The 23,240-nt window shown below is 66.9% G+C and carries 21 protein-coding genes and 1 tRNA gene; 11 read left to right on the forward strand and 11 right to left on the reverse strand.

Annotated elements, in window-relative coordinates:
• Positions 1–89: 89 nt before the first annotated feature.
• Entirely contained in the window at positions 90–521 is a 432-nt protein-coding gene (locus tag Sj15T_RS08725) for a DUF2147 domain-containing protein (protein WP_013040660.1), read from the forward strand.
• A 199-nt stretch (positions 522–720) separates the two neighbouring features.
• Here Sj15T_RS08725 and def read toward each other — a convergent pair whose 3' ends face one another.
• Together def and recR are read right to left on the reverse strand one after the other, a co-directional pair.
• The gene (gene def / locus Sj15T_RS08730) at positions 721–1,251 is read right to left on the reverse strand and encodes a peptide deformylase (RefSeq protein WP_007684250.1); all 531 of its coding nucleotides are present in this window, start codon (positions 1,249–1,251) and stop codon (positions 721–723) included.
• 48 nt (positions 1,252–1,299) lie between these two features.
• Positions 1,300–1,896 (reverse strand): recombination mediator RecR, encoded by a 597-nt coding sequence (gene recR / locus Sj15T_RS08735; protein ID WP_013040661.1) that lies wholly within the window; start codon positions 1,894–1,896, stop codon positions 1,300–1,302.
• A 187-nt stretch (positions 1,897–2,083) separates the two neighbouring features.
• On the opposite strand from recR, the gene fmt reads away from it, so the two are divergent.
• On the forward strand, positions 2,084–2,992 hold the full coding sequence (gene fmt / locus Sj15T_RS08740; protein WP_013040662.1) for a methionyl-tRNA formyltransferase: 909 nt from the start codon (positions 2,084–2,086) through the stop codon (positions 2,990–2,992).
• A gap of 4 nt (positions 2,993–2,996) precedes the next feature.
• Positions 2,997–3,743, forward strand: a complete 747-nt coding sequence (truA, locus tag Sj15T_RS08745; RefSeq protein ID WP_013040663.1) for a tRNA pseudouridine(38-40) synthase TruA — start codon at positions 2,997–2,999, stop codon at positions 3,741–3,743.
• 27 nt (positions 3,744–3,770) lie between these two features.
• Here truA and Sj15T_RS08750 read toward each other — a convergent pair whose 3' ends face one another.
• Positions 3,771–4,490, reverse strand: coding sequence for a queuosine precursor transporter (locus Sj15T_RS08750; protein ID WP_041386488.1), 720 nt, complete (start codon positions 4,488–4,490; stop codon positions 3,771–3,773).
• 86 nt (positions 4,491–4,576) lie between these two features.
• Here Sj15T_RS08750 and Sj15T_RS08755 point away from each other — a divergent pair.
• Positions 4,577–4,653 (forward strand) — tRNA-Arg (locus Sj15T_RS08755).
• A gap of 14 nt (positions 4,654–4,667) precedes the next feature.
• Here Sj15T_RS08755 and Sj15T_RS08760 read toward each other — a convergent pair.
• Positions 4,668–6,680, reverse strand: a complete 2,013-nt coding sequence (locus tag Sj15T_RS08760) for an acyltransferase family protein (protein ID WP_013040665.1) — start codon at positions 6,678–6,680, stop codon at positions 4,668–4,670.
• A 505-nt stretch (positions 6,681–7,185) separates the two neighbouring features.
• Between Sj15T_RS08760 and Sj15T_RS08765 the strand changes: the two genes are divergently transcribed.
• Positions 7,186–7,503, forward strand: a complete 318-nt coding sequence (locus Sj15T_RS08765) for a hypothetical protein (RefSeq protein ID WP_013040667.1) — start codon at positions 7,186–7,188, stop codon at positions 7,501–7,503.
• 9 nt (positions 7,504–7,512) lie between these two features.
• Here the strand turns inward: Sj15T_RS08765 and Sj15T_RS08770 are convergent, their stop codons facing one another.
• Positions 7,513–8,382 (reverse strand): neutral zinc metallopeptidase, encoded by an 870-nt coding sequence (locus Sj15T_RS08770; RefSeq protein WP_013040668.1) that lies wholly within the window; start codon positions 8,380–8,382, stop codon positions 7,513–7,515.
• 157 nt (positions 8,383–8,539) lie between these two features.
• On the opposite strand from Sj15T_RS08770, the gene Sj15T_RS08775 reads away from it, so the two are divergent.
• The 4 genes from Sj15T_RS08775 to Sj15T_RS08790 all read left to right on the forward strand — a co-directional run bounded on the left by Sj15T_RS08775 (position 8,540) and on the right by Sj15T_RS08790 (position 12,732).
• Complete coding sequence (locus Sj15T_RS08775; RefSeq protein WP_007684238.1) at positions 8,540–9,718, forward strand: DUF3734 domain-containing protein; 1,179 nt, start codon at positions 8,540–8,542, stop codon at positions 9,716–9,718.
• A complete protein-coding gene (locus tag Sj15T_RS08780) occupies positions 9,715–10,521 on the forward strand; it encodes a 3-hydroxybutyrate dehydrogenase (RefSeq protein ID WP_007684237.1) in 807 nt (268 codons plus the stop codon). The genes Sj15T_RS08775 and Sj15T_RS08780 overlap by 4 nt, the downstream gene beginning before the upstream one ends.
• Before the next feature lie 160 nt (positions 10,522–10,681).
• The gene (locus Sj15T_RS08785) at positions 10,682–11,236 is read left to right on the forward strand and encodes a hypothetical protein (RefSeq protein ID WP_013040670.1); all 555 of its coding nucleotides are present in this window, start codon (positions 10,682–10,684) and stop codon (positions 11,234–11,236) included.
• Positions 11,237–11,379: 143 nt separating this feature from the next.
• Entirely contained in the window at positions 11,380–12,732 is a 1,353-nt protein-coding gene (locus tag Sj15T_RS08790; protein WP_013040671.1) for an amidohydrolase, read from the forward strand.
• A gap of 263 nt (positions 12,733–12,995) precedes the next feature.
• Here Sj15T_RS08790 and ftsH read toward each other — a convergent pair whose 3' ends face one another.
• The 6 genes from ftsH to ptsP form a co-directional block, all read right to left on the reverse strand.
• The gene (gene ftsH, locus Sj15T_RS08795; RefSeq protein ID WP_007684226.1) at positions 12,996–14,945 is read right to left on the reverse strand and encodes an ATP-dependent zinc metalloprotease FtsH; all 1,950 of its coding nucleotides are present in this window, start codon (positions 14,943–14,945) and stop codon (positions 12,996–12,998) included.
• Between the two features lie 67 nt (positions 14,946–15,012).
• Positions 15,013–15,204 carry a hypothetical protein gene (locus tag Sj15T_RS08800; RefSeq protein ID WP_007684224.1) on the reverse strand — a complete coding sequence of 64 codons (192 nt, stop codon included), beginning with the start codon at positions 15,202–15,204 and terminating at the stop codon, positions 15,013–15,015.
• 128 nt (positions 15,205–15,332) lie between these two features.
• Entirely contained in the window at positions 15,333–16,277 is a 945-nt protein-coding gene (gene tilS / locus Sj15T_RS08805) for a tRNA lysidine(34) synthetase TilS (protein WP_013040672.1), read from the reverse strand.
• A gap of 7 nt (positions 16,278–16,284) precedes the next feature.
• On the reverse strand, positions 16,285–17,196 hold the full coding sequence (locus Sj15T_RS08810; protein WP_041386490.1) for a tetratricopeptide repeat protein: 912 nt from the start codon (positions 17,194–17,196) through the stop codon (positions 16,285–16,287).
• 99 nt (positions 17,197–17,295) lie between these two features.
• Complete coding sequence (locus Sj15T_RS08815; RefSeq protein WP_013040674.1) at positions 17,296–18,177, reverse strand: helix-turn-helix domain-containing protein; 882 nt, start codon at positions 18,175–18,177, stop codon at positions 17,296–17,298.
• Between the two features lie 103 nt (positions 18,178–18,280).
• A complete protein-coding gene (gene ptsP / locus Sj15T_RS08820) occupies positions 18,281–20,557 on the reverse strand; it encodes a phosphoenolpyruvate--protein phosphotransferase (RefSeq protein WP_007684218.1) in 2,277 nt (758 codons plus the stop codon).
• A gap of 143 nt (positions 20,558–20,700) precedes the next feature.
• On the opposite strand from ptsP, the gene Sj15T_RS08825 reads away from it, so the two are divergent.
• Both Sj15T_RS08825 and Sj15T_RS08830 read left to right on the forward strand, forming a co-directional pair.
• Positions 20,701–21,858 (forward strand): pyridoxal phosphate-dependent aminotransferase, encoded by a 1,158-nt coding sequence (locus tag Sj15T_RS08825; protein ID WP_007684217.1) that lies wholly within the window; start codon positions 20,701–20,703, stop codon positions 21,856–21,858.
• 123 nt (positions 21,859–21,981) lie between these two features.
• The gene (locus Sj15T_RS08830; protein ID WP_007684215.1) at positions 21,982–23,151 is read left to right on the forward strand and encodes a pyridoxal phosphate-dependent aminotransferase; all 1,170 of its coding nucleotides are present in this window, start codon (positions 21,982–21,984) and stop codon (positions 23,149–23,151) included.
• Positions 23,152–23,240 lie beyond the last annotated feature (89 nt).

Genomic DNA, 23,240 nt, shown 5'->3' on the forward strand with positions numbered 1-23,240 from the left:
CGCCCCTGAAGGCCGCTGATTTTCCGCCTTGGCGAAGCGGCCGATCCTGCCCTATCCCCTTTTGCAAAGACGCAAATCCGGAGAGGTCCATGGTCGCCTTCACCCGCATCGCCGCCCGCGCCGCGCTGCTCATCCCGCCCCTGCTCGCCGCCCTGCCCGCGCAGGCCGCGCAGCCCATCACCGGCCGCTGGGCCACGGTCGACGGCAAGGCCATCGTCCAGATCGCCCCTTGCGGCAAGACGCTCTGCGGGCGGATAGAGAAGATCGTGAAGCCCACCCCCGGCCGCCCCCCGACCGACATCAAGAACCCCGATCCGGCCCAGCGCGGCAAGCCGCTCACCGGGCTGGCGCTGCTCACCGGCTTTGCCGATGCGGGCGATCTGTGGAAAGGGTCGATCTACGACCCCGAAAGCGGCAAGACCTATAACAGCAAGGTCAGCCGCAACAGCGACGGCACGTTGAAGGTGCAGGGCTGCATCATGATGTTCTGCAAGACCCAGACATGGACGCCAGCGCGCTGATCGAATGACCCCTTTTGGATGAATCCAGCCATCCCCCCTCCCGCAGACGGTAGGGGTTCAGGGGGTTGGCCAGCACGACATCAGCGGCGATTCCCGGCGGCCAGGCCGGAAGCTGGCCGCGCTCGCCCTCAGCCTCCGGCCCGAAAAAGAAATGCCCCGGCGACGGCCGGGGCATTTCTTTTCATCTCTGCCGCCCGGTTCAGGCCGCCTTGCGCGCCTTGGTCAGCTTCTTCATCAGCATGTCCCGCTTCAACCGGGACAGATGGTCGATGAACAGCACGCCCTGCAGATGGTCCATCTCATGCTGGAGACAGGTGGCCAGCAGCCCTTCCAGCCGCTCCTCATGGATGCGTCCGTCCCTGTCCATCCAGCTTGCCCGGATGCTCGCCGGCCGCTCCACTTCCGCGAACTGGTCGGGGACGGACAGGCAGCCTTCATTATAGACCGACAGATCCTCCGACCCATCCAGAATTTCCGGATTGATGAACACCATCGGTTTCTTGACCGGCGGCGCGCCTTCCTCGTCGGATTCGGGTTCCTGCAGGTCGATCACCAGCACCCGCTTGGGCACGCCCACCTGGATCGCGGCCAGACCGATGCCCGGCGCGTCGTACATGGTTTCGAACATGTCGTCGATCAGGCGCTGCAAATCGTCATCGATCGCCTCCACCGGAGACGAGATGGTGCGCAGGCGCGGATCGGGCGCCTCCAGGATGGGAAGAATGGCCATGGCGTCAAAATAATCGGGCGGCCGGAAAATTTCAAGCGACCGCCACAGTCACCCCAGCGGCCGCCGCGCCCGAAGCGCCTGCGCCAACGTGCCCTCGTCCAGATAGTCCAGTTCGCCGCCAACGGGCACGCCATGCGCCAGTTGCGTCAGGCGCACGGGAAAGCGCTCCAGCCGTTCGGCCAGATAATGGGCGGTGGTCTGTCCCTCCAGCGTCGCGTTCATCGCCAGCACCACCTCGTCTATGCCGCCCGCCTCCACCCGCGCCACCAGCGCATCGATGGACAGATCCTCCGGCCGCACGCCCTCCAGCGCCGACAGCCGGCCGCCCAGCACATGGAAGCGGCCCGGAAACAGCCGCGACTTGTCGAGCGCCCAGAGGTCCGCCACATCCTCCACGACGCAGAGCGCCCGCGCATCCCGGCGCGGATCGGCGCAGATGCCGCAGGGATCGACGGTGTCGACATTGCCGCACAGGCTGCACGTCACCAGCCGCTCGTTCACCGCGTCCAGGGCGCGCAGCAGCGGCTCCAGCGCGGATTCCCGCTTCTTGAGCAGGTGCAGCACGGCGCGCCGCGCCGAACGCGGGCCAAGGCCGGGCAGGCGGGACAGCGCCTGCGTCAGCTCTTCGATCTCTGGAGAAGCCATGGAACCGGAATAAGGGCTTGCAAGTCGTGGACACAAGGGGTTTGAGGAGCGTCTTTGAAAATGCGTCTCTCAGCGCTTTTCGGAGGCGGCACGGGCCCGCTCCCCCACCCGGCCACCCAACGGCAATATCATTTGGGTGGCCGGGTGAGGGAGCGGGCCGGCGCCGAGACCCAACAAAAGGCCCGCCATGCGTATCGTCTATATGGGAACCCCCGATTTCGCCGTTCCGGCCCTGGTCGCGCTGGCCAAGGCGGGGCATGGGATCGTCGCCGCCTACAGCCAGCCGCCTCGCCCCGCCGGACGCGGCAAGGCGCTGCGCCCCTCCCCCGTGCATGCGAAGGCGGAAGAGATGGGCATAGAGGTGCGCACGCCGGTTTCGCTGAAGGATGCGGACGTGCAGGCCGCCTTCGCCGCGCTGAACGCCGATGTCGCGGTGGTCGCCGCCTATGGGCTGATCCTGCCCCGCCCGATCCTGTATGCGCCGCGCCTGGGCTGCATGAACATCCACGCCTCCCTCCTGCCCCGCTGGCGCGGCGCTGCGCCGATCCAGCGCGCCATCCTCGCCGGCGACAATGTCACGGGCGTCACCATCATGGACATGGAGGCAGGGCTGGACACCGGCCCGATGCGCGCCAAGCATGTGACGCCCATAGAGGACAAGACTGCCGGGGCATTGACGCGGGAACTGGCCGATGCGGGCGCGGAACTGATGGTCGAGGTGCTGGACGACATCGCCCTCCATCCCCCCGTCGCCCAGCCGGAGGAAGGCGTCACCTATGCCTCCAAGATCGAAAAAGCGGAATCGCGGATCGATTTCGGCCGCGACGCGCATCAGGTCGAACGGCAGGTGCGCGCCTTCAACCCGGTGCCCGGCGCCTTCTTCGAATATCGCGGCGAGCGCTTCCGCATCCTTGCCGCCCATGTCGAGGGGGATGAAGGCCCGGCGGGCGAATTGCTCGACAACAGCCTGCTGATCGGCTGCGGCCATGGCAGCATCCGCCCGACGCTGATCCAGCGCGCCGGCAAGGGCGCCATGTCGGCGGGCGAATTGCTGCGCGGCTATGAGATGCCGGCGGGCAGCCGGGTCGACGCCTGAACCCATGGCCCGTTTCGCCTTCACCGTCGAATTCGATGGCCGCCCCTTCATGGGCTGGCAGCGGCAGGCCCATGGGCCGAGCGTGCAGCAGGCGATGGAGGACGCCATCTTCTCCGTCACCGGCGAACGGGTCGCCGTGCATGCGGCGGGCCGCACCGATGCCGGCGTCCACGGCCTTGGCATGCGCGCCCATGCCGACATTGCGAAGGACATGACGCCGTTCCGCCTGATGGAGGCGCTGAATGCGCGCCTTCGGCCGGCGCCGGTCGCGATCCTCGCTTGCGAGACCGTGCCGGACGACTGGCATGCGCGCTTCTCCTGCACCGGCCGCTCCTATGTCTATCGCATCGTCAACCGCCGCGCCCCGCTGACCTGGGAAAGCGGACTGGCCTGGCGGGTGATCCAGCCGCTGGACGCGGAGGCGATGCAGCGGGCCGCGCAACTGCTGGTCGGTCGGCACGACTTCACGACCTTCCGCTCGGTCCATTGCCAGGCGGAAAGCCCGGTGAAGACGCTCGACCGGCTGGACGTGGAGCGTGCGGGCGACCGGCTTGCCATCCATGCGGAGGCGCGGTCCTTCCTGCACCATCAGGTGCGGTCGATGGTGGGATGCCTCGTCATGGTGGGCATGGGGCGCTGGTCCGTCGGCGATCTGGAAGCGGCGCGGGATGCGAAGGACCGGGCGGCCCTGGGGCTGAACGCGCCGCCGGACGGGCTGTATTTCGTGAGCGCGCATTATCCCAACGCGTGAGACGCGCGCGCGGGCGGGAGTGCTGGGTTAAAGGCTCGTCCGGAACGGCGTGAAATTCGTGCCCTCGTCGAACACGTCCAGCCCCTCGGCGCGCTTGAGGCGGCCGACCACCACATAGGTGACGGGCGTCAGCACCGCTTCCCAGGTGACCTTCATCAGCCAGTTGGTGACCATCACCGTCGCCACCTGCGCGCTGGTCCAGTCGCCGTAGAAGGCGAGCGGATAGAAAAGCAGGCTGTCCACCCCCTGCCCCACCACGGTGGAACCGATGGTGCGCATCCATAAATGCCTGCCCTGCGTCAGCAGCTTCATCTTGGCGAGGACGAAGCTGTTGGCGAACTCCCCCGCCCAGAAGGCGGCGACGGAGGCGAAGACGATGCGCCATGTGCTGCCGAACACCGCCTCATAGGCCTTCTGGTCCGGCCAGCCCTCCGCCGGGGGCAGCTTCACCACCACCCAGCTCATCAGCGCCATGAACAGCATCGCGCCAAAGCCGGCCCAGACGCAACGCCGCGCCCGCGCATAGCCATAGACTTCGGTCAGCACGTCGCCCAGCACATAGCCCAGCGGAAAGAAGAGGATGCCGGCGCCAAAGGTGAAGCCGCCCAGCGTCGAGAGCTTCGCCGCGCCGATCAGGTTGGACAGCAGCAGGATCGCGACGAAGCCCGCCATGCAGAAATCGAAATAGCGCAAGGGCCGCCCGCCCAGCGCATAGGCATCGATTTTCCTGACCCCCGCATCGTTCATGCGCCCCTGCATATCGGGCCGACGCGCAAATGCAATGCCGCCCATGATTGCAAGCTGGGCGAAGCCCAGCTATCGAACGCGCCGACGGCCCCGTAGCTCAGCTGGATAGAGCATTCGCCTTCTAAGCGAATGGTCACAGGTTCGAATCCTGTCGGGGTCGCCATCTCCCCTTTCAGTTCAGCGCTTTTCCTGGTGATCGGCGCGATCCCGGATCGGCCGCATGGCCTGATAGACCATGCCGCTCAGCAGCAGGCTGCCCTGCCGCGACAGATGGTCGTCGTCCGAATAAAGCGGCACGCCATGCATCATGGTCGCGCAATGGCCGCTGCGGCAAAGAAGGCGGTGCGGATAGACGATGCCCGCCGCGAAACGCCGCCGCATCTCGTCGAAGGCGCCGAACACGCCGCGCTGCCGCCGGAGGTAATCCGCCAGCGACAGGTCCAGTCGCGCCGGTTCGCTGTAGAGTTCCGCCCGCGCCAGGCTTTCCGGCACGTTGCGGCGGAATTCGGGAATGGGCGCGACCAATATGACCCGCTTGCCCATGCCGGTCAGCGCCCGCACGCTCTCCCTCAACCCGGCGCGGAACAGCAGGGCGTCGCGGCTGAGGCTCCTGTCGTCATCCGCGTCCCGGCCCAGATAGCAGGGCGTCCCGCCTTCGGGACGGCGCCCATTGGCGCACAGGCCCCAGCGGGACACCAGGAAGACGGTGTGGATGGTCGGGCTGTCGCGCAGCATCGCCAGCACCTGGGCGTTAAAGGCGCTGCAGTCATGGCTGGCGGGCTGGTCCAGCCGGTCCAGCCCCAGCAGGGTGGGACAGGCGGGATAGGATGCTATCCGGCCGGACAGGCCCAGCGCATCGCCCGCCTGGTCGAACGCGGGTTTCAGCGCATGGGCGTGGGAATCGCCCCACAACAGGAAGCTGGGCGGCGTGCCGTTATGCGCGCCCACCGCGCACAGCGCCCGGTGCCGCACCGCCGCCATGCCCGAACAACGCTCCGGCAGATAGGCCATGCTCCCGCTCGCCGCATCGAGCGCCGCGACGGAGGGCGCCACCCGCGCGGGCAGGCCGCCGGACAGATAGAGCAGCGCGCCCGCCCCGCACCCCGCCGCCATCATCGCGCCGGCGAGGGCAAAGGCGCGGCCGGTCGTGAAGCGGCGCGCCCTGCGGAACGGCTCCTCGATGAAGCGCCAGGAGAGAGCGGCGAGGAGGAGCGAGAGCAGGATGATGAACAGTTGCTCCCGCAACCGCCAGTCGCCGTCCGTGCGATAGGTCCAGAAGACGACCAGCGGCCAGTGCCACAGATAGAGCGAATAGGAGATGCGGCCGACCGCCACCGGGACCGCGCCGGCCAGCATTCGGCTGACCGCCGACCCGCCTTGCCCCGCATGCAGGATCAGCATCGCGCCCAGCACCGGGTAAAGCGCGTTCAGGCCGGGAAAGACGGTCGCGCCGGAAAAGCCGAACAGCGCCCAGCCGATCGACGCCAGGCCGGCCAGCGCGCAGATCTGCGCCGCCCATCGGCTCCGCAGCGGCGGCAACAGCCCGGTCGCCAGCAACGCGCCCGCTAGCAGCTCCCAGGCCCGGGGAAAGGGAAGGTAGAAGGCCAGCACCGGCGCCCGGTCGACCAGCAGCAGCGCCGTGCCGAAGGACAGGAGCGCCACCGCCCCCAGCAGGAGCCTTGTCCGCCCTCCCGCCCGGACGGCGCAGAGCATCAGCAGCGGGAAGAGGATGTAGAATTGCTCCTCCACCGCCAGCGACCATGTGTGCAGCAACGGCGCTTCCTCCGCCGCGCTGCCGAAATAGCCGCTGTGCCGCGCGAAATGGAGGTTGCTGGCGAACAGCACCGTCGCCGCCGCGCTCAGGCCAAGCGCGCGATAGTCCAGCGGCAGCAGGATGCGGCTGCCGACGATGATGGTGACGGCGATGGTCGCAAACAGCGCGGGGAATATCCGGCGGATGCGCCGAGCATAGAAATCGGCGATGCTGAACCGGCCCTCCGCCAGTTCCCGGCCGATGATCGAGGCGATCAGATAGCCGGAGATGACGAAGAAGATGTCGACGCCGACGAAGCCGCCGGAAAAGGGCCAGAGGTCGACATGGTAAAACAGCACCGGCAGCACCGCCAGGGCGCGCAGCCCGTCTATGTCGCGCCGATAGGCGGTTGACGGACGGGCTTCGCCGACGGGCAAAGCGGAACAGGATATGCTGGCGGCGATGCTCTTTTCCTCCCTGTTTTAGGGACTTGGCGGGCAGGCATTGGTGATAAAGCCCGTAGCGGCGAGCGCACCGGCGCATCGGGACAGGTGCAAGGGGCAAAGGTGTTAGGCGACGTGGACAGGTACCGGAGACTGACCGATTTGGGTGAATTCCCGCCATTCCCCCTTTCGTCACCCCGGGCTCGACCCGGGGTCCCGCTTTCTTTCTGAGTCCGCGCCCAGCCCAAGGCAGCGGGACCCCGGATCAAGTCCGGGGTGACGGGAAACTAATGACCGCAACTGGCCCCTTCCCGACATTCGAATATGCCCCCTCCGCCCAGGCTCTCATGAGCCACCTGTCTCGCTCGAGCGCCTCCCCAGGAGCAAGGCGCGCCGTGGGGAGAATCCCGCGATCTGACCGTCCGCCATTCCACGGCGGCCCACAGCATTTATTTACCATCAGCACCTATGATGGCGCGATCATGAATGGACGCGCCCCATGATCTACAAGGCCTTCGCCGCCGTGACCCTGATCGCCGCTCCGGTCATCGTATTGACGGTGCAGAGCTTCGCGCCCCGCGCCAGCCATGCCGTGCCGACGGCCGCCGTCGCCCCGGCTCCAGCGCCTGTGGTGATGCCCGCCGGGGCCATGCCCTCCCCGCCGCCGGCCCCAATGCCGGGCGCCGCCGACTTCGGCCAGCCCATGCCAGAGGCGGGAAAGCCCTTCCTCGCTCCAGGCGCCGGGCTGCCCGCCGCGCCGGCATCGAACGTGACGCCGGTCGAGGACGCGCAGTCGTCGGACGAGACGTCCCGATAAGGCCGGGCCTCACATTCCCTTGAACGTATCGCACTGCGCGGGGTCGCCGCTGTCCAGCCCCTTGCGCAGCCAGATCATTCGCTGCTCGCTGGTGCCATGGGTGAAGCTCTCCGGCACGGGACGGCGACCGGCCGCCTTTTGCAGGGTGTCGTCGCCTATGGCTTGCGCCGCCTTCATCCCCTCCTCCAGATCGCCCGGCTCCATCAGGCCGGTGCGCTTGGCCCAGACGCCCGCATAGCAGTCCGCCTGCAATTCGACCCGCACCTGCAACGCATTGCCCTGTTCCTCGCTGACGGCGCGCTGGCGCTGGTTCACCTCGCCCAACGTCCCCTCCAGATCCTGCACATGATGGCCGACCTCATGCGCGATCACATAGGCCTGGGCGAAATCGCCGGGCGCGCCGAAGCGCTGGCGCAGTTCGTTGAAGAAGTCGGTGTCGAGATACACTTTCCGGTCATTGGGGCAGTAAAAGGGGCCCATGGCGCTCTGCGCCGCGCCGCATCCCGACACGCCGCTTTGGGAATAGAAGGACAGGACCGTCGGCTGATATTGCCGCCCGGCCTGCTGGAACAGCGGCCCCCAGACGCGCTCGGTCGATCCCAGCACCTTCAGGGACCAGTGCTGCACGTCGCTCAGCCGGGAAGCGTCGCGACTGACCTGCCCGCCCTGCGGCATCTGGCCGCCGCCGCCCATCAGGCTCAGGGGATTGACGCCCATGACGGCAAGAATGATCAGCACCACCACGATGCCGCCGCAGCCGAACCGGCTGCCGATCAGCGGCAGCAACAGGCCCAGCCCCGCGCCCAGCCCACCACCCGGCCCCCCGCGACCGTCCTGAATCTCGAAATTGGCGCTTTCCCGTTCGTCGTCGAGCCGCATCTCGTCCCTCTCTTTCCCCGCCCTGCCTATTCCATTCCGCCGCCGGTGGAAACGTCCCGATGCCCTGCGGGTTGCGGCGGGCGCGCTGTCCCATGACGAGATTGTAACGAGACATTCAGTTGGAATGCGACAAGACTATTCTATATTGCGGTGCGACATGGCCGATACCGAATCCCAGCCGCGCCGCCGCGCCAACATGCCGCTGCCCCTCCCCCGCGAAGTCGCCCTGTTGCTGCAGGGCGGCGGAGCGCTCGGCTCCTTCCAGGCGGGGGTCTATCAACGGCTGGACGAGCTGGGAATCGACGTCAGTTGGGTCGCGGGCATCTCCATCGGCGCAGTCAACGCCGCCATCATCGCCGGCAATCCGCCGCACAAGCGCCTCGCCCGGCTCAAGAAATTCTGGCTGACCGTGTCGGGCGGCATGCCCAATGTCGTGCTGCCGGAAATCGACCATATCCGGGAGGCCGCCCATCTGATGGCGGCGGGTTCGGTCGCCACCTTCGGCGTGCCGGGCATGTTCCGCCCGCGCCTGTGGCCCGCGACGCTGATGCCGGAAGGGACGCCGGGCGCGATCAGCTTCTACGACAGCGCGCCGCTCAAGGACACGCTGGACGCCTGCGTCGACTGGGATCTGCTGAACGACGGGCCGGTGCGCCTGTCGGTGGGCGCGGTGGACGTGGAAAGCGGCAATTTCGCCTATTGGGACACGCGCGGCCGGGGCGGCAACACCCGGATCGACGCGCGCCACATCATGGCGTCGGGCGCCCTGCCCCCCGGCCTGCCGCCGATCGAGATCGACGGGCGCTGGTATTGGGACGGCGGCATCGTGTCCAACACGCCGCTCGCCCATGTGCTGGACCATCAGAGCGCCGACATGCTGGTGTTCCAGGTCGACCTGTTCCCCGCCGAAGGGCCGATGCCCCGGCAGATGACCGACGTCTATTCCCGGACCAAGGACATTCAATATTCCAGCCGCACCCGCCAGGTGACCGACCAGTATCTGCGGCTGCGCAAGGAGCACAAGGCGATCCGCGCCCTGCTGGACAAGCTGCCGCCCGAATTGCAGGAGGATGCCGACGCGCAGCGGCTGCGCCAGTTGCTGGACGTCGGGTCGGTCAACATCGTCCACCTCATCTACCGCAGCCGCGCCTGGGAAAGCGGGGCGCGGGACTTCGAATTTTCCCGCTCAACCATGCTGGATCACTGGTCGCAGGGCCGCGACGCGGTGGAGGAAGTGATGCACCAGGGCGACCTCATCGCCCGCAACATCGTCAACGGGAAAAGCTCCACCTTCGACCTCGACGCGCCCGACCATCTCAAGGAGAAGCAGGCATGAGCAAGTCCCTGTCCGGCCAGAACTTCGCTGGAAAGACCGCCCTCATCACCGGATCGACCTCCGGCATCGGCCTCGCCTATGCCAAGGCGCTGGCCGGGGAAGGCGCGAATGTGGTCATCAACGGCTTCGGCGATGCGGACGCGATCGAGAAGGAACGCGCCGGGCTGGAGGCGCTGAGCGGGGCCAAGGCGCTCTACAGCGGACACGACCTGACCAGGACCGACCAGATCGAGGCGATGATGCAGGAGGCGGCCGACGCCTTCGGCGGCGTCGACATCCTCATCAACAATGCCGGGATGCAGCATGTCGCCCCGGTCGAGGAGTTTCCGGTCGACAAATGGAACCTCATCATCGCGCTCAACCTCAACAGCGCCTTCCACACCTCCCGCCTCGCCATTCCCTATATGAAGCGCAAGAAATGGGGGCGCATCATCCAGACGGCATCGGCGCATTCGCTGACCGCCTCCCCCTATAAGAGCGCCTATGTGACGGCCAAGCACGGGCTGGCGGGCTTCACCAAGACCCTGGCGCTGGAACTGGCGACCTTCGGCATCACGGCGAACTGCATCTCGCCGGGCTATGTCTGGACGCCGCTGGTGGAAAACCAGATTCCCGACACGATGAAGGCGCGCGGCATGACGCGGGAGCAGGTGATGAACGACGTGCTGCTCGCCGGGCAGCCGACCAAGCAGTTCGTGACGGTCGAGCAGGTGGCGTCCATGGCGCTCTATCTGTGCAGCGATGCCGCCGCCAACATCACCGGCGCCAATATGAGCATCGACGGCGGCTGGACCGCGCAATAGCCATGGGCGTCCTACCGCCAATGGCGGCTGTTTCCTAACATGGATCGTGTCATATTGGGAACAGCTGGAAGGATTTGTATTCATTGAGGAAACCCGATGCGGTCGGCGCAGGTTATCCCCTCCGACACGCCAAGCGGCGAAATTGGAAAAGGGACTCCTCATGAAGAAATATCTCGTTGCGGCCGCACTGGTTGCGGCCCTGCCCTCGGTCGCGTCGGCGCAGGAGGAAGCCGCTCCCGACGGCACCCAGGCCTTCGGCATCGAACCCTATGTCGGCATATTGGGCGGCTATCACAGTTTCGACCGGCGCACCGAATTCGGCAGCGTTCCGGGCGAGACGATCATGAACGGCGCGATCATCAGCGGCGTCGCGGGCGTCAACGTGCCGCTCGGCCCCGTCTTCGTCGGCGTCGAGGGCAATGCGACCAAGGGTTTCAGCGACATCGACTGGGAATATGGCGTGAAGGGACGCTTCGGCGCGCGGGCCGGGGAAAGCGGCATGATCTTCGCGTCGGCCGGCTATCAGTGGGTGAACGGCAAGGGCGGCTGGCCGGACCGCAAGGACTGGATGTACGGCCTGGGCGTGGAAGTCGGTCCCAAGGACATCGGCCTGGGCGGCATCACCGGAAATAGCGGCATCCGCCTGCGCTTCCAGACCGAAACCTATGATTTCGACAGCTTCCGGCCCACAGCCGGCGTGATCTTCCACTTCTGACGCCTCCCATGGCATCGGCAGGAGCGCCCGTCGGCAATGGCGGGCGCTCTTGTCATGCCCAAAGGGGGCAGGGCATGCCGAAGGCCCCTTAAAAGCCGGGTCGAATCCGCTTATGGTCCCCCCTCCATCAGGGAGACCCATCGATGCGTCATGCGTTGACGGCCGTCATGGCCGCCGCCAGCCTTATATCCATTGCCCATGCCCAGCCCCCCGGCGCGTCCGCCCAAGGGGCGACGCCATCCAGTGCCATCGCGGCGACCATCGCGAAGGACATGGACGGGCTGATGACGCTCTATCGCGACCTGCACGCCAATCCCGAACTGTCGGAACAGGAAAGCGCCACCGCCGCCAAGCTCGCCCGGCGGTTGAAGGCGATGAAGTTCGCCGTCACCGAAAAGGTCGGCGGAACGGGCGTGGTCGCGGTGCTGAAGAACGGGTCCGGCCCGGTGCTGCTGATCCGCGCCGACATGGACGGGCTGCCCGTGACCGAGCAGACCGGCCTGGAATTCGCCTCCAGGGTGAAGGCGAAGACCGCCGACGGCGCCGAAACCGGCGTGATGCACGCCTGCGGGCATGACACGCACATGACCGCCTTCATCGAAACGGCGCGGCTCCTGTCATCAATGAAGGAGGATTGGAAGGGCACGCTGGTGATGATCCTCCAGCCCGCCGAAGAAGTGGGACGCGGCGCCCGGCTGATGCTGGAGGATGGACTCTACACCCGCTTCCCGCGCCCGACCCATGCCATCGCCTTCCACGACGCCGCCAATCTGGGGGCGGGGAAGATCGGCTATACGCCGGGCTTCGCGCTCGCCAATGTGGACAGCGTCGACCTGCTGGTGCGCGGCGCGGGCGGCCATGGTGCCTATCCGCAGACGACCCGCGACCCGATCGTGCTGGGCGCGCGGATCGTGACCGCGCTGCAAACGCTGGTCAGCCGGGAACAGGATCCGTTCGATCCGGCCGTCGTCACCGTCGGCAGCTTCGCCGGCGGCGCCAAGCATAATGTCATTCCCGACGACGCGAAGATGCTGCTTACCGTGCGCAGCTATTCCGACGAAACGCGGGAAAGGCTGATCCGCGGCATAGAACGCATCGCCCGGGGCGAGGCCATTGCCGCGGGCGTGCCGGACGACAGGATGCCGCTGCTCTCGGTCAAGGACGAATTCACGCCTTCCACCTACAATCCGCCCGCCTTCGCCAACCGGATGGCGGAGGTGCTGAAAAGCCATTTCCCCGAAGGCACGGTCAGCGAAACCAGGCCCTCCATGGCCGGGGAGGATTTCGGCCGCTATTACCGCGCCGACAAGAGCATCGAGAGCTTCATCTTCTGGGTCGGCGGCGTGCCGGCGGACCGGATGGCGAAGGCCGCGGCGGGCGAGATCAGCCTGCCCTCGCTGCACAGCCCCTTCTGGGCGCCCGAGGCCGACAAGGTCATCGCCACCGCCAGCGAAGCCATGACGGTGCTGGCGATGCACATATTGAAACGGGATTGAGGCTGAAGCCCCTCATTCCCCCTCCCGCAGGCGTTCAAACGAGGCACGTGACTCGTTTGAAGGGACTAGGGCGTGGGCGCGAGCGAAGCGAGCTTCCAGGTTAGCGGTTGCAAACGACGCAGATGTCGCGCCAGCCCACCCCTAACCCCTCCCGCCTGCGGGAGGGGGAATGTCTTGGCTTGGCCAAAAGCCACCCTGCCCGGCAACCCCATGAAAAAGGGCGCCACCTCCCGGCAGCGCCCTTTCCCAATCCATAACGCCGGTCAGGCGCCGGCAGGCGACGGATCGCCGAACGGCCCCTTGCGCCGCCGGGTCTTCGGGATCGAGGATCCGACCGCCGGGATCGTGGAGGGCTTGATCGTCGTGCCGTCGTCGCGGGTGATCTCGCCCTTGTCGAGCAGCGTCTTGATCTCCTCGCCGCTCAGCGTCTCATATTCCAGCATGGCGTTGGCGAGCAGGTGAAGCTGGTCCTCATGACCCTTCAATATTTCCTGCGCCCGCGCATAGCCCTGCTCGACCAGCCCGCGAATTTCCTTGTCGATCAGCTTCGCCGTCTCGTCCGACATGTGGACGCGCTGGCTCTGCGAATAGCCGAGGAAGGTTTCGCCCTGCTGCTCCTCATATTGCAGCGGACCCAGCTTGTCGGACATGCCCCATTGCGTGACCATGTCCCGCGCCAGCTTGGTGGCGTACTGGATGTCGCCAGACGCGCCGCTGGACACCTTGTCGTAACCGAAGATGATCTCCTCCGCCACGCGCCCGCCCATGGCGACGGCCATGTTCGCGTGCATCTTGTCGCGGTGATAGCTGTAGCTGTCCCGCTCCGGCAGGCGCATCACCATGCCCAAAGCGCGGCCGCGCGGGATGATCGTCGCCTTGTGGATCGGGTCGGACGCCGGTTCATGGACGGCGACGATGGCATGGCCCGCCTCATGATAGGCGGTCATCTTCTTCTCGTCGTCGGTCATGACCATGGAGCGGCGCTCGCTGCCCATCATGACCTTGTCCTTGGCGGCCTCGAACTCGTCCATGGCGACCAGACGCTTGCCCCGGCGAGCGGCCATCAAAGCCGCTTCGTTGACGAGGTTCGCAAGGTCGGCGCCGGAGAAACCGGGCGTGCCCCGCGCAATCGTGCGCGGATTGACGTCCGGCGCCAGCGGCACCTTCTTCATGTGCACGGCCAGGATCTTCTCGCGGCCTTCGATGTCGGGGCGCGGCACCACGACCTGACGGTCGAAGCGGCCGGGACGCAGCAGCGCAGGGTCCAGCACGTCGGGGCGGTTGGTCGCCGCGACGATGATGATGCCCTCATTCGCCTCGAAACCGTCCATCTCGACCAGAAGCTGGTTCAGCGTCTGCTCGCGCTCGTCATTGCCGTTGCCCAGGCCCGCGCCGCGATGGCGGCCGACAGCGTCGATTTCGTCGATGAAGACGATGCAGGGCGCGTTCTTCTTAGCCTGCTCGAACATGTCGCGCACGCGGCTCGCGCCGACGCCGACGAACATCTCGACGAAATCCGAACCCGAAATGGTGAAGAAGGGCACGCCCGCCTCGCCCGCGATGGCGCGCGCCAGCAGCGTCTTGCCGGTGCCGGGCGAACCGACCAGCAGCGCGCCCTTGGGGATCTTGCCGCCCAGGCGGGCGAATTTGCTCGGGTCTTTCAGGAACTCGACGATTTCCTGCAATTCCTCCCGCGCTTCATCGATGCCCGCGACGTCATCGAACGTCACCTTGCCATGCTTTTCGGTCAGCAGCTTGGCCTTCGACTTGCCGAAGCCCATGGCCCCGCCCGCGCCGCCGCCCTTCTGCATCTGGCGCAGCACGAAGAAGGCGATGCCCAGGATCAGCAGGAACGGCAACGACTGGTAGATCAGGATCATCCAGAAGCTCGGCTGCTCCTCCGCCTGGCCCGAATATTTGACGTTATAATCGTCCAGCAGGCCGGTCAGCCCCGGATCGTTCACCGGAACGGTGCTGAATTTCTGCCCGCTGGTCAGCGTGCCGGAAATCCGGTCGGCGGCGATGGCGACGTCCTTGACCTGGCCTTCCTGCACCTTGGCGCGGAATTCGGAATAGGCGATGCCCGCCCCCGCGCTCGACGCCGTGCGGCTGTCGAACATCGAGACGAACAGCAACAGGGCGACGATCACCCCGGCCCATATCATCGCGCTCTTGATCCAGGGGTTGCCCTGCGGGTCTTTCTCGTCGTTCATTCACCACTCTCTTTCACCCGGCAAGATAGGGTGCCGCAGCAAAATCGCAAGCGCCCCCCGCCTGAGGTCAACCGCCGGCAAATTGCGACAGGGCGATATAGGCCAGGATCACCGCGACCCCCGCTGACAGACCGCAAAGCATATAGCCGGTATAGAGCAGCATCGGCGGATGGGGCCGTTCCATCCGGTGATTGCGCTGCGCCGCCGAAAGAATGACGCTGGCCAGCAGGCCATAGGTCACCGCCGCAAATTCAAACATGAATCGAAAATTCCCACGCTCAATCGGCTTCATTAACCAGCATAGGCGTTAAGGAAAGGTCATTGCGCCCTGTCAAATCGACGGATTGTTCACCGCATGCGCCAAGCCGTGGAACCTTTCCGTAACGATCATTGCCAGCGTCGCTGCGGCGCCGCCATCAGCGTCCAGCGCACCCCGCCCTTGAGGACGAGGCGGCCGATGCTCATCTTCCCGCCCGTGCGCGCCGCCGCGATCAGCCGGTCCACCGCCTCCCCGCGGAGGGGAACGGCATCGGGCTGCAAGCGCGCCACCATGCGCAGGATCAGGCGGCGGAGCAGTTCGCGAGGCAGGTCGGTCCGGTCCAGCGCCAGCCCGCCCCCATCGGGCAGCACATGGCGCGCCTCCAGATCGTCGACCATCCAGTCCAGCGCTTCCTCCGCCTCCGCCAGGGCCGCCGCGCTGCGCCCCGCCGCCGCCGCGTCGATCCAGTCGACGCCCGCCAACGCCGCGCGCAGGGCCGCCCGGTCGAAGCGCGCATCGCCGTTCGACGGATCGTCGACATGGGGCAGGCCGCGTTCCAGCGCATAGGCCAGCAAATCCGCCTTGCGCATGCCCAGCAGGGGCCGCAGCACCGCGCCCTGCCGCGCCCGCACGCCGGCCAGCCCGCCAACGCCCGCGCCCCGGTTGAGCCGCATCAGCAGCGTTTCCAACTGGTCGTCGGCATGATGCGCCGTCAGCAGCCAGTCCAACCCCCGCGCCGCCCGCCATTCTTCCAACAGAGCATAGCGCTGCGCCCGCGCCCAGCTTTGCACATTGCCCCGCACCGCGCCCTGCGGATGCAGCGTCGCATGCGCGATCCCGCCATCCCGGCACCAGTCCGCGACCATCGCCGCCTCCACCGCCGAGGCGTCGCGCAAGCCATGATCGACCGTCGCCGCTTCGACCCGCCCCGGAAAGGCCCGCGCCGCCAGATCGAGCAGGGCCATGCTGTCCGGCCCGCCCGACACCGCCACGCCGAAACAGGCGCTGGCGGCATTTTCCGCCAGCGCCCCGATGGCCTGCTTCAATTGCGTTTCAAGATCGCCCTCAGCCATGCGGCCCTCAGGCCGTGCACTTGGCCCTGGTCCGGCCCTTGTCCATCATCCCGCGCAAGCCGTTCGACAGGCTGGCGCCATAGACCTGCTCCAGTTCCGCATAGACCTTGCACGCATCGGCGGGTTTCTTGAGCTGGATCAGCGCCTCGCCCAGATAGGCCAGGCTGTCGGCGGCGCGGTCGCCCTTGGGCCGCTTCTGGTAATTTTCGTAGAAGGCGACGGAGGCCAAGGCGGGCTTGCCGTCGTCCAGATAGGCGCGGCCCAGCAGGTTCGCGGCCTTGCTGGCGACGGGGCTGGCGCCATATTTGTCGACGGTCGCCTTCAGCTGCGCCTGCGCCTCCGGATAGAATTTCGCGTCCCACAGGCGGAAGCCATAGGTATAGGCATCGTCCGCCTCATTGCCTGTGGAGGGCCGCTCGATCGCAGCGACGGCGATCTTGCGTTCCTCGCTCGCGCCATTGGCGGCGGGGCGCGGCGCGGCCGGCCGGGCCGATGCGCCAGTCGCCGAAGCGGACGAGGCGGAGGGGCCGAGCGCCGTCGGCGGCACCACGGCAGGCGCTGCGCGGCTTTCCTGCTCCGCCTTGTAGCGGTTGAACGCCTCTTCCAACTGCTTGAGCTTGAAGGCGTTTTCCTCGACCTGCCCGGTGATGGAGGCCAGTTGCGATTCCAGCGCGTTCACCCGCGCCGTCAGGTCGGCAACCGGCGTGGACGCGGGCGACCCCGGCACCACCGCCGGGGCGGCGGGACGGGCGATCTCCGCCTCCAGCGGCGCGCCGGCCGGGAACACCTTGCGCTGCACGGCGCGCATTTCCTTCTCCAGACGGTCGACGCGCACGTCGACGCTGACATTCTGCGCCGATAGCGGCGGCGCGAGCGCGACCAGCGCCAGTGCGGCCATCGCGAAAAAAGCGTTACGCATGATGATCCCCGACTTATATCCGGCCTTAACCATAAGGTTATAATCCGCCCGGTAAAGCGCGACTTTGCGCCAAATTCCGCTGAATCGCCCCTGAACGGATCAGTCGACGGCGGCCGGAGCCGACACCGAAGCAGACGCCGGAGCGACGGGCTCAGGCGCGGCCGGAGCCGACCGCCCCTGCACCTGTCCCGCGGCGGGCGCCGCCCGCGCCAGCAGGGCCTCCGCATTGACCGGCACGTCGGCGATGGTGCGGTCCGGCGGTCCCAGCGGCGCGATCGGCTTGCCGCCGACCGTCACGGCCAGCGCCTGCGGCCGACCCGTCAGGATCATCGGATTGCGGGCATTGGCGGGAAGGGTGAAGCTCTCCCCCTTCTTCATCAGCCCGTCCTTCAACCGCTCGCCGGTCTCGTCATAGATGCGCAGCCAGACATCGTCATTGGCGGTGAACACGACCGTCTGCACCACCGGCGCCGCCGGGCGCGCGCCCGCCGCCGGCTTCGTAGCGGCAGGCGCAGGCGCGGCCTGCTGCGCGGCGATCTCCTCCCCCGTCGGCGGGGTCATCACCTGCGTGCGCCAGACGGCGAAACCGGCGACCAGCAGCACGACGATGGCCGCCGCCGTCCAGGCCAGCGCGCGGGAGGGCACCCGCGCCGGATCGGCCGGCTCGAACGCCTCGTAGCGGTTGCTGCCCAGGTCCGAATTATGCACCGCGCTGCGCACGTCGGCGGCGATCGCCACCTCGTCCACGTCGATGGCGCGGGCATAGGCGCGGGCAAAGCCCACCGCATAGGGAATGCCGGGCAGGGCGGCATAATCGTCGCGCTCTATCGCCTCCAACTGCCGCTGTGCGATGCGCGTCCGGGTGGCGACATCCTGTATCGACAGGCCCTGCGCCTCCCGCGCGGCGCGCAGGCGCGCGCCCGGAGTATCGGGCTGCCGTTCCGGCGCGGCGCCGGATTCCAGTTCGGGTTCTTCTGCCATGCTGCTCCGCGACCTTTGAAGGCTGGCCTTGTCTCATTGCGGGACGGGGATTGTCAACGCCGCGCCGGCCCCAAAAGCGCTGGCCGCGCCGCCCCTATCCCCTTTAATTCAATTCAATAGCATGTTCGCCCGCCCAGTCGACCAGCGCCGAACGAATATCCGTTACCCCCTTGTCCAGCAGATCGCGCATGAACCGGCGCAATTCCGCCGCGTCGACGGTGCGGATCATCGCCTTCACGGGTCCGACCGAGGCCGGCGTGATCGACAGGCGCCGCACGCCCAGGCCGATCAGCGCCATCGCCTCCAGCGTGCGCCCCCCCATCTCCCCGCACACGCCCACCGGCACCTCATGGTCTTCGCAGGCGCGCACCACGCGGTCCAGGAAACGCAATATGGCGATGCTCAGCCAGTCGTAGCGCTCCGCCAGCCGTGGGTGGGCGCGGTCGGCGGCGAACAGGAACTGCGTCAGGTCGTTGGTGCCGATGGACAGGAAATCCAGCCTGGGCAGCAGCAGGTCCAGCACCTCCGCCAAAGCGGGCACCTCCAGCATCGCGCCGTAACGCACGGCGACCGGCAGCTTCTTCTTCTGCGCCACCAGCCATTCGCGCTGATGTTCCACCAGGGCGCGGGCCTGCTCATATTCCCAGGGTTCCGACACCATCGGGAACATGACGTGCAGCACCTTGCCCGCCGCCGCCTCCAGCAGGGCGCGGGCCTGCGCCTTCATGAGGCCATCCCGGTCCAGCGCCAGCCGCAGCGCGCGCCAGCCCATGGCGGGATTGTCCTCCAGCTCCTCCTCCGCGTCGCGGGCCATATAGGGCAACGCCTTGTCCCCGCCGATGTCGACCGTGCGGAAGACGACCGGCCGGTCGCCCGCCGCGTCCAGCACGTCGCGGTAGAGCCGCTGCTGCTTTTCCCGCTGCGGCAGGGTGGCGGAGACGAGGAACTGGAATTCGGTGCGGAACAGGCCGATCCCGTCCGCGCCCACCAGGTCCAGCGCCTGCGCATCCTCCCGCAGGCCGGCGTTCACCATCAATTCGATCCGCTGGCCGTCGATGGTGACGGACGGCAGGTCGCGCATCGCCGCGAATTCGGCCCGGCGCTTCTGCGTGACGTGCAGCCTGTTCTCGAACGCCTCGTCCATGTCGGACGTCGGGCGGATCAGCAGGGCGTTGGCGCCCACGTCCATCAGGATCAGGTCGCCCTCGTTCACCTGATGCCGGATGTCGCGCACGCGGCCCAGCACCGGCACGCCCATGGCGCGGGCTACGATGGTGACATGGGCGGTCAGCGATCCTTCCTCCAGGATCACGCCCTTCAGCCGCCGCCGGTCATATTCCAGCAGTTCCGCAGGCCCCAGGTTGCGCGCGATCAATATGGCGTCCTGCCGCAATCCCAGTTGCGCCGCCGTCCCCAGCTGCCCCGACACGATGCGCAGCAGGCGGTTCGCCATGTCCTCCAGGTCGTGCATCCGGTCCTGGAGCAGCGGATCGTCGATCTGCCGCATGCGCATCCGGGTGCGCTGCTGCACGCGCTCGATCGCGGCCTCGGCGGTCAGGCCGCTGTCGATCGCCTCGTTGATCCGCCTGATCCACCCTTCGTCATAGGCGAACATCTTGTAGGTTTCGAGCACCTCCTGATGCTCGCCCTCCGTGCCGAATTCGGCCGCCCCGGTCATGCGGTCGATCTGCTCGCGCATCTTGGCGAAGGCGGAAATGACGCGGGCGCGCTCCGCCTCCGTATCCTCGGCGACGGTATGTTCTATATGGACGCGCGGCTGGTGGAACACGGCATGCCCCCGCGCCATGCCCATGACGAGCTGCAATCCGTGCAGCACCGTGCTGCCCGTGTCCTGCACCCGGCTGTCCAGCGGGCCGTCATCGGCCAGTTCCGCATTGGCGATCAGTTCGGACAGCACCATCGCCACGGTCTGGAGCGCCTCGATCTCCACCTCCTCATAGCGGCGCGGCTCGACATGCTGGACGCACAGCACGCCGATGGCGCGTTCCCGCCGCACGATGGGCACGCCGGCAAAGCTGTGGAACAGTTCCTCCCCCGTTTCCGGGCGATAGCTGTAGTCGGGGTGCGAGGCCGCCTCGTCCAGGTTCAGCGTCTCGACATTGGTGGCGATCATGCCGACCAGCCCCTCGCCCATCGCCATGCGGGTGACGTGGACGGCCTCCTGCTTCAAGCCCCGCGTCGCGAACAGTTCCAGCAGCCCTTCGCGCACCAGATAGATGGAGCAGACCTCGCTCGACAGCGATTGCCCGATGATCTCCACCACCTTGTTCAGCTTCGCCTGCGCGCTGGTGCGCGCCGCCATCACCTCCTGCAGGCGGGTGAGGATCTGGCGGGCGGCGGCGGCGGGCGTGCTGGGCATGGGTCAAGCGCTAACAGATCGCGCCGCCGCTTTCCAAGGCGAATATGTGCGGTTCCGGCGGATTTTCCCTGGACGGACATGGCGGAAATGAACGATGCTTTCGTTTACAGCCGTAAAATCTCAGGATTCAGGGAGATGAGCATATGGCAGAAATCGAAAACAAGGCCTTCGAACAGGATTTGATCGAGCGGGGCTATTCCCGCCGTCAGATGGGCAAGGTCGCTGCCCTGCTGGGCGCGGGCGCGGCCGCCCTGCGCGTCACCGGCGCCATGGCGCAGCAGGCCGCCAAGGCCGTCGAGGGCGCCGTGCGCATCGGCGCCAACGAATGCTGGACCGGCCCCTTCCCCGTCGCCGCCGAAGCCGCCTTCAAGCTGGTGCAGGAAGGCAATCGCTACGAACCCAATGACGAACATGCCAAGCTGTTCGCCGCCGTCTCCTCGGTGGAGGGCATTCCCGCCGACCGCATCACCGCCTGGCCCGGCTCCAGCGATCCGTTGAGCCGCGTCGCCGTCGCCTATGCCTCGCCCACGCGCGGCATCGTGACCGGCAATCCCACCTATGAAGCCATCTGGCGCACCGGCGAGTGGCTGGGCGCGAAGGTGACGAAGGTGCCGCTGACCAAGGATTACGCCCATGACGTGAAGGCGATGCTGGCGGCGGACCCCAATGCGGGCGTCTATTATATCTGCTCGCCCAACAATCCCAGCGGCACGATGACCTCGCTCGCCGACATCCAGTGGCTGGCCGACAACAAGCCCAAGGACGCGATCCTGGTCGTCGACGAAGCCTATATCCACTGGTTCGACGGCCCCAACGCCGCGAAGATGGCGGCGACCCGCGACGACGTGCTGATCCTGCGCACCTTCTCCAAGCTGTTCGGCATGGCGGGCATGCGCCTGGGCCTCACCTTCTCCAGCCCCGCCATCATGGAAAAGATGATGCGCTATGACGGCGGCCAGGTGACGGCGATGCTGCCGATGACCGCCGTCGCCTGCGGCACGGTGTCGGTGACCCAGGCCGACCTCATCAAGGCGCGCCGCGCCGAAATGAACGCCAACCGCGAAATGGCCGTCGCCCACCTCAAGAAGAAGGGGATCAAGGTCATTCCGGGCAGCCACGCCAACATGTTCATGGTCGACTGGGGCAAGCCCGCCAAGGAAATGCAAGCCGCGCTCTTGGCCGAAAAGGTGCAGATCGGGCGCAACTGGCCGATCTGGCCGAACGTGTCCCGCGTCTCGGTCGGCTCCGCCGAGGAGATGAAGGCCTTTTGCGACGCCGTCGACAGGGTGTGGAAGGCCTGATCCGACCTGACCGCTCATAAATTTCGGAAATCGGGAGGCGGCGCATTGCGGAAATGCGCCGCCTCCTTCGTTTCTCCCCGTGGAATATGCGCAGTTGGTGGAACAATTAGGGGAACAGACGACATGACCATGATGTTGGAAAAGGACGCCCGCGAAGACCTGCTGGAGCGGGGCTATTCCCGCCGCACGATCGGCAGGATTTCCGCCCTGATGGCTGCCGGCGCGGCGGCCGGCAACCTGTTGATCCAACCCGCCTTCGCGCAGCAGCAGGCCTCCCGCGGGATCAAGGGCGCGGTGCGCATCGGCGCCAACGAATGCTGGACCGGCCCGTTCGAGCCGGGCGTGCAGGCCGCCGCGAAGGCCGCCGCCGTCGGCAACTGGTACGATCCGGACAATTACAAGGGCGACCTGATCGCCACCATCGCCAAGGTGGAGGGCATTCCGGAATCCCACATCATGCTGTGGCCCGGTTCGGGCGGCCCGCTGGTCAGCACGGTCGCGGCCTTCTGCTCGCCCACCAAGGGGCTGGTCACCGCCGATCCGACCTTCGAATCCGCCTGGCGCACCGCCGATTATCTGAAGGCCCCCATCGCGAAGGCGCCCCAGGCCATCGGCAAGGGCCATGACGTCAAGGCGATGCTGGCCGCCAACCCCAATGCCGGGCTCTACTATATCTGCACGCCCAACAACCCGACCGGCACCATCACGCCGATGGCCGACATCGAATGGCTGCTGGCGAACAAGCCCAAGGATTCCTTCCTGCTGGTCGATGAAGCCTATATCCACTGGTATGACGGCCCCAACGCCGCGAAGCTGGTGGCGGGCCGCAAGGACCTGATCGTCATGCGGACCTTCTCCAAGCTGTTCGGCATGGCGGGCGTGCGCCTGGGCCTGACCTTCGCCGATCCGGAAGTGCAGAAGCGCATCAGCCTGTTCGGCCCCACGGCGGGCGGCTTGTCGATCACCGCCATGGCCTGCGGCAACGCGGTCTATCCCGAAGCGGGCCTGATCAAGGCCCGGCGCGCCGAAATGATCGCGAACCGCGAGGAAACCATCGCCTGGCTCACCAAGAAGGGCATAGAGGTGCACGCCGGCAGCGAGGCCAACATGTTCATGGTCGACTGGAAGACCAAGCCCGCGAAGGAGATGCAGGCCGCCTTGCTCGCCACGCCGGAAAAGGTGCAGATCGGCCGCGCTTGGCCGATCTGGCCCACCGTTTCCCGCGTCACCGTGGGTTCGGCCGACGACATGGCGAAATTCCGCTCGGCGGTGGAGAAGGTCTACAAGGCCTGATCGCTCCCGAAGGGTGAAGAAAAGGGCGTCCGGTGCAAGCCGGGCGCCCTTTTTCTTGTGCACGGAAACGTTACGCCAATTCCTCCCTA

The organism is Sphingobium sp. TA15, from assembly GCF_037101235.1.
GTDB lineage: Bacteria > Pseudomonadota > Alphaproteobacteria > Sphingomonadales > Sphingomonadaceae > Sphingobium > Sphingobium indicum.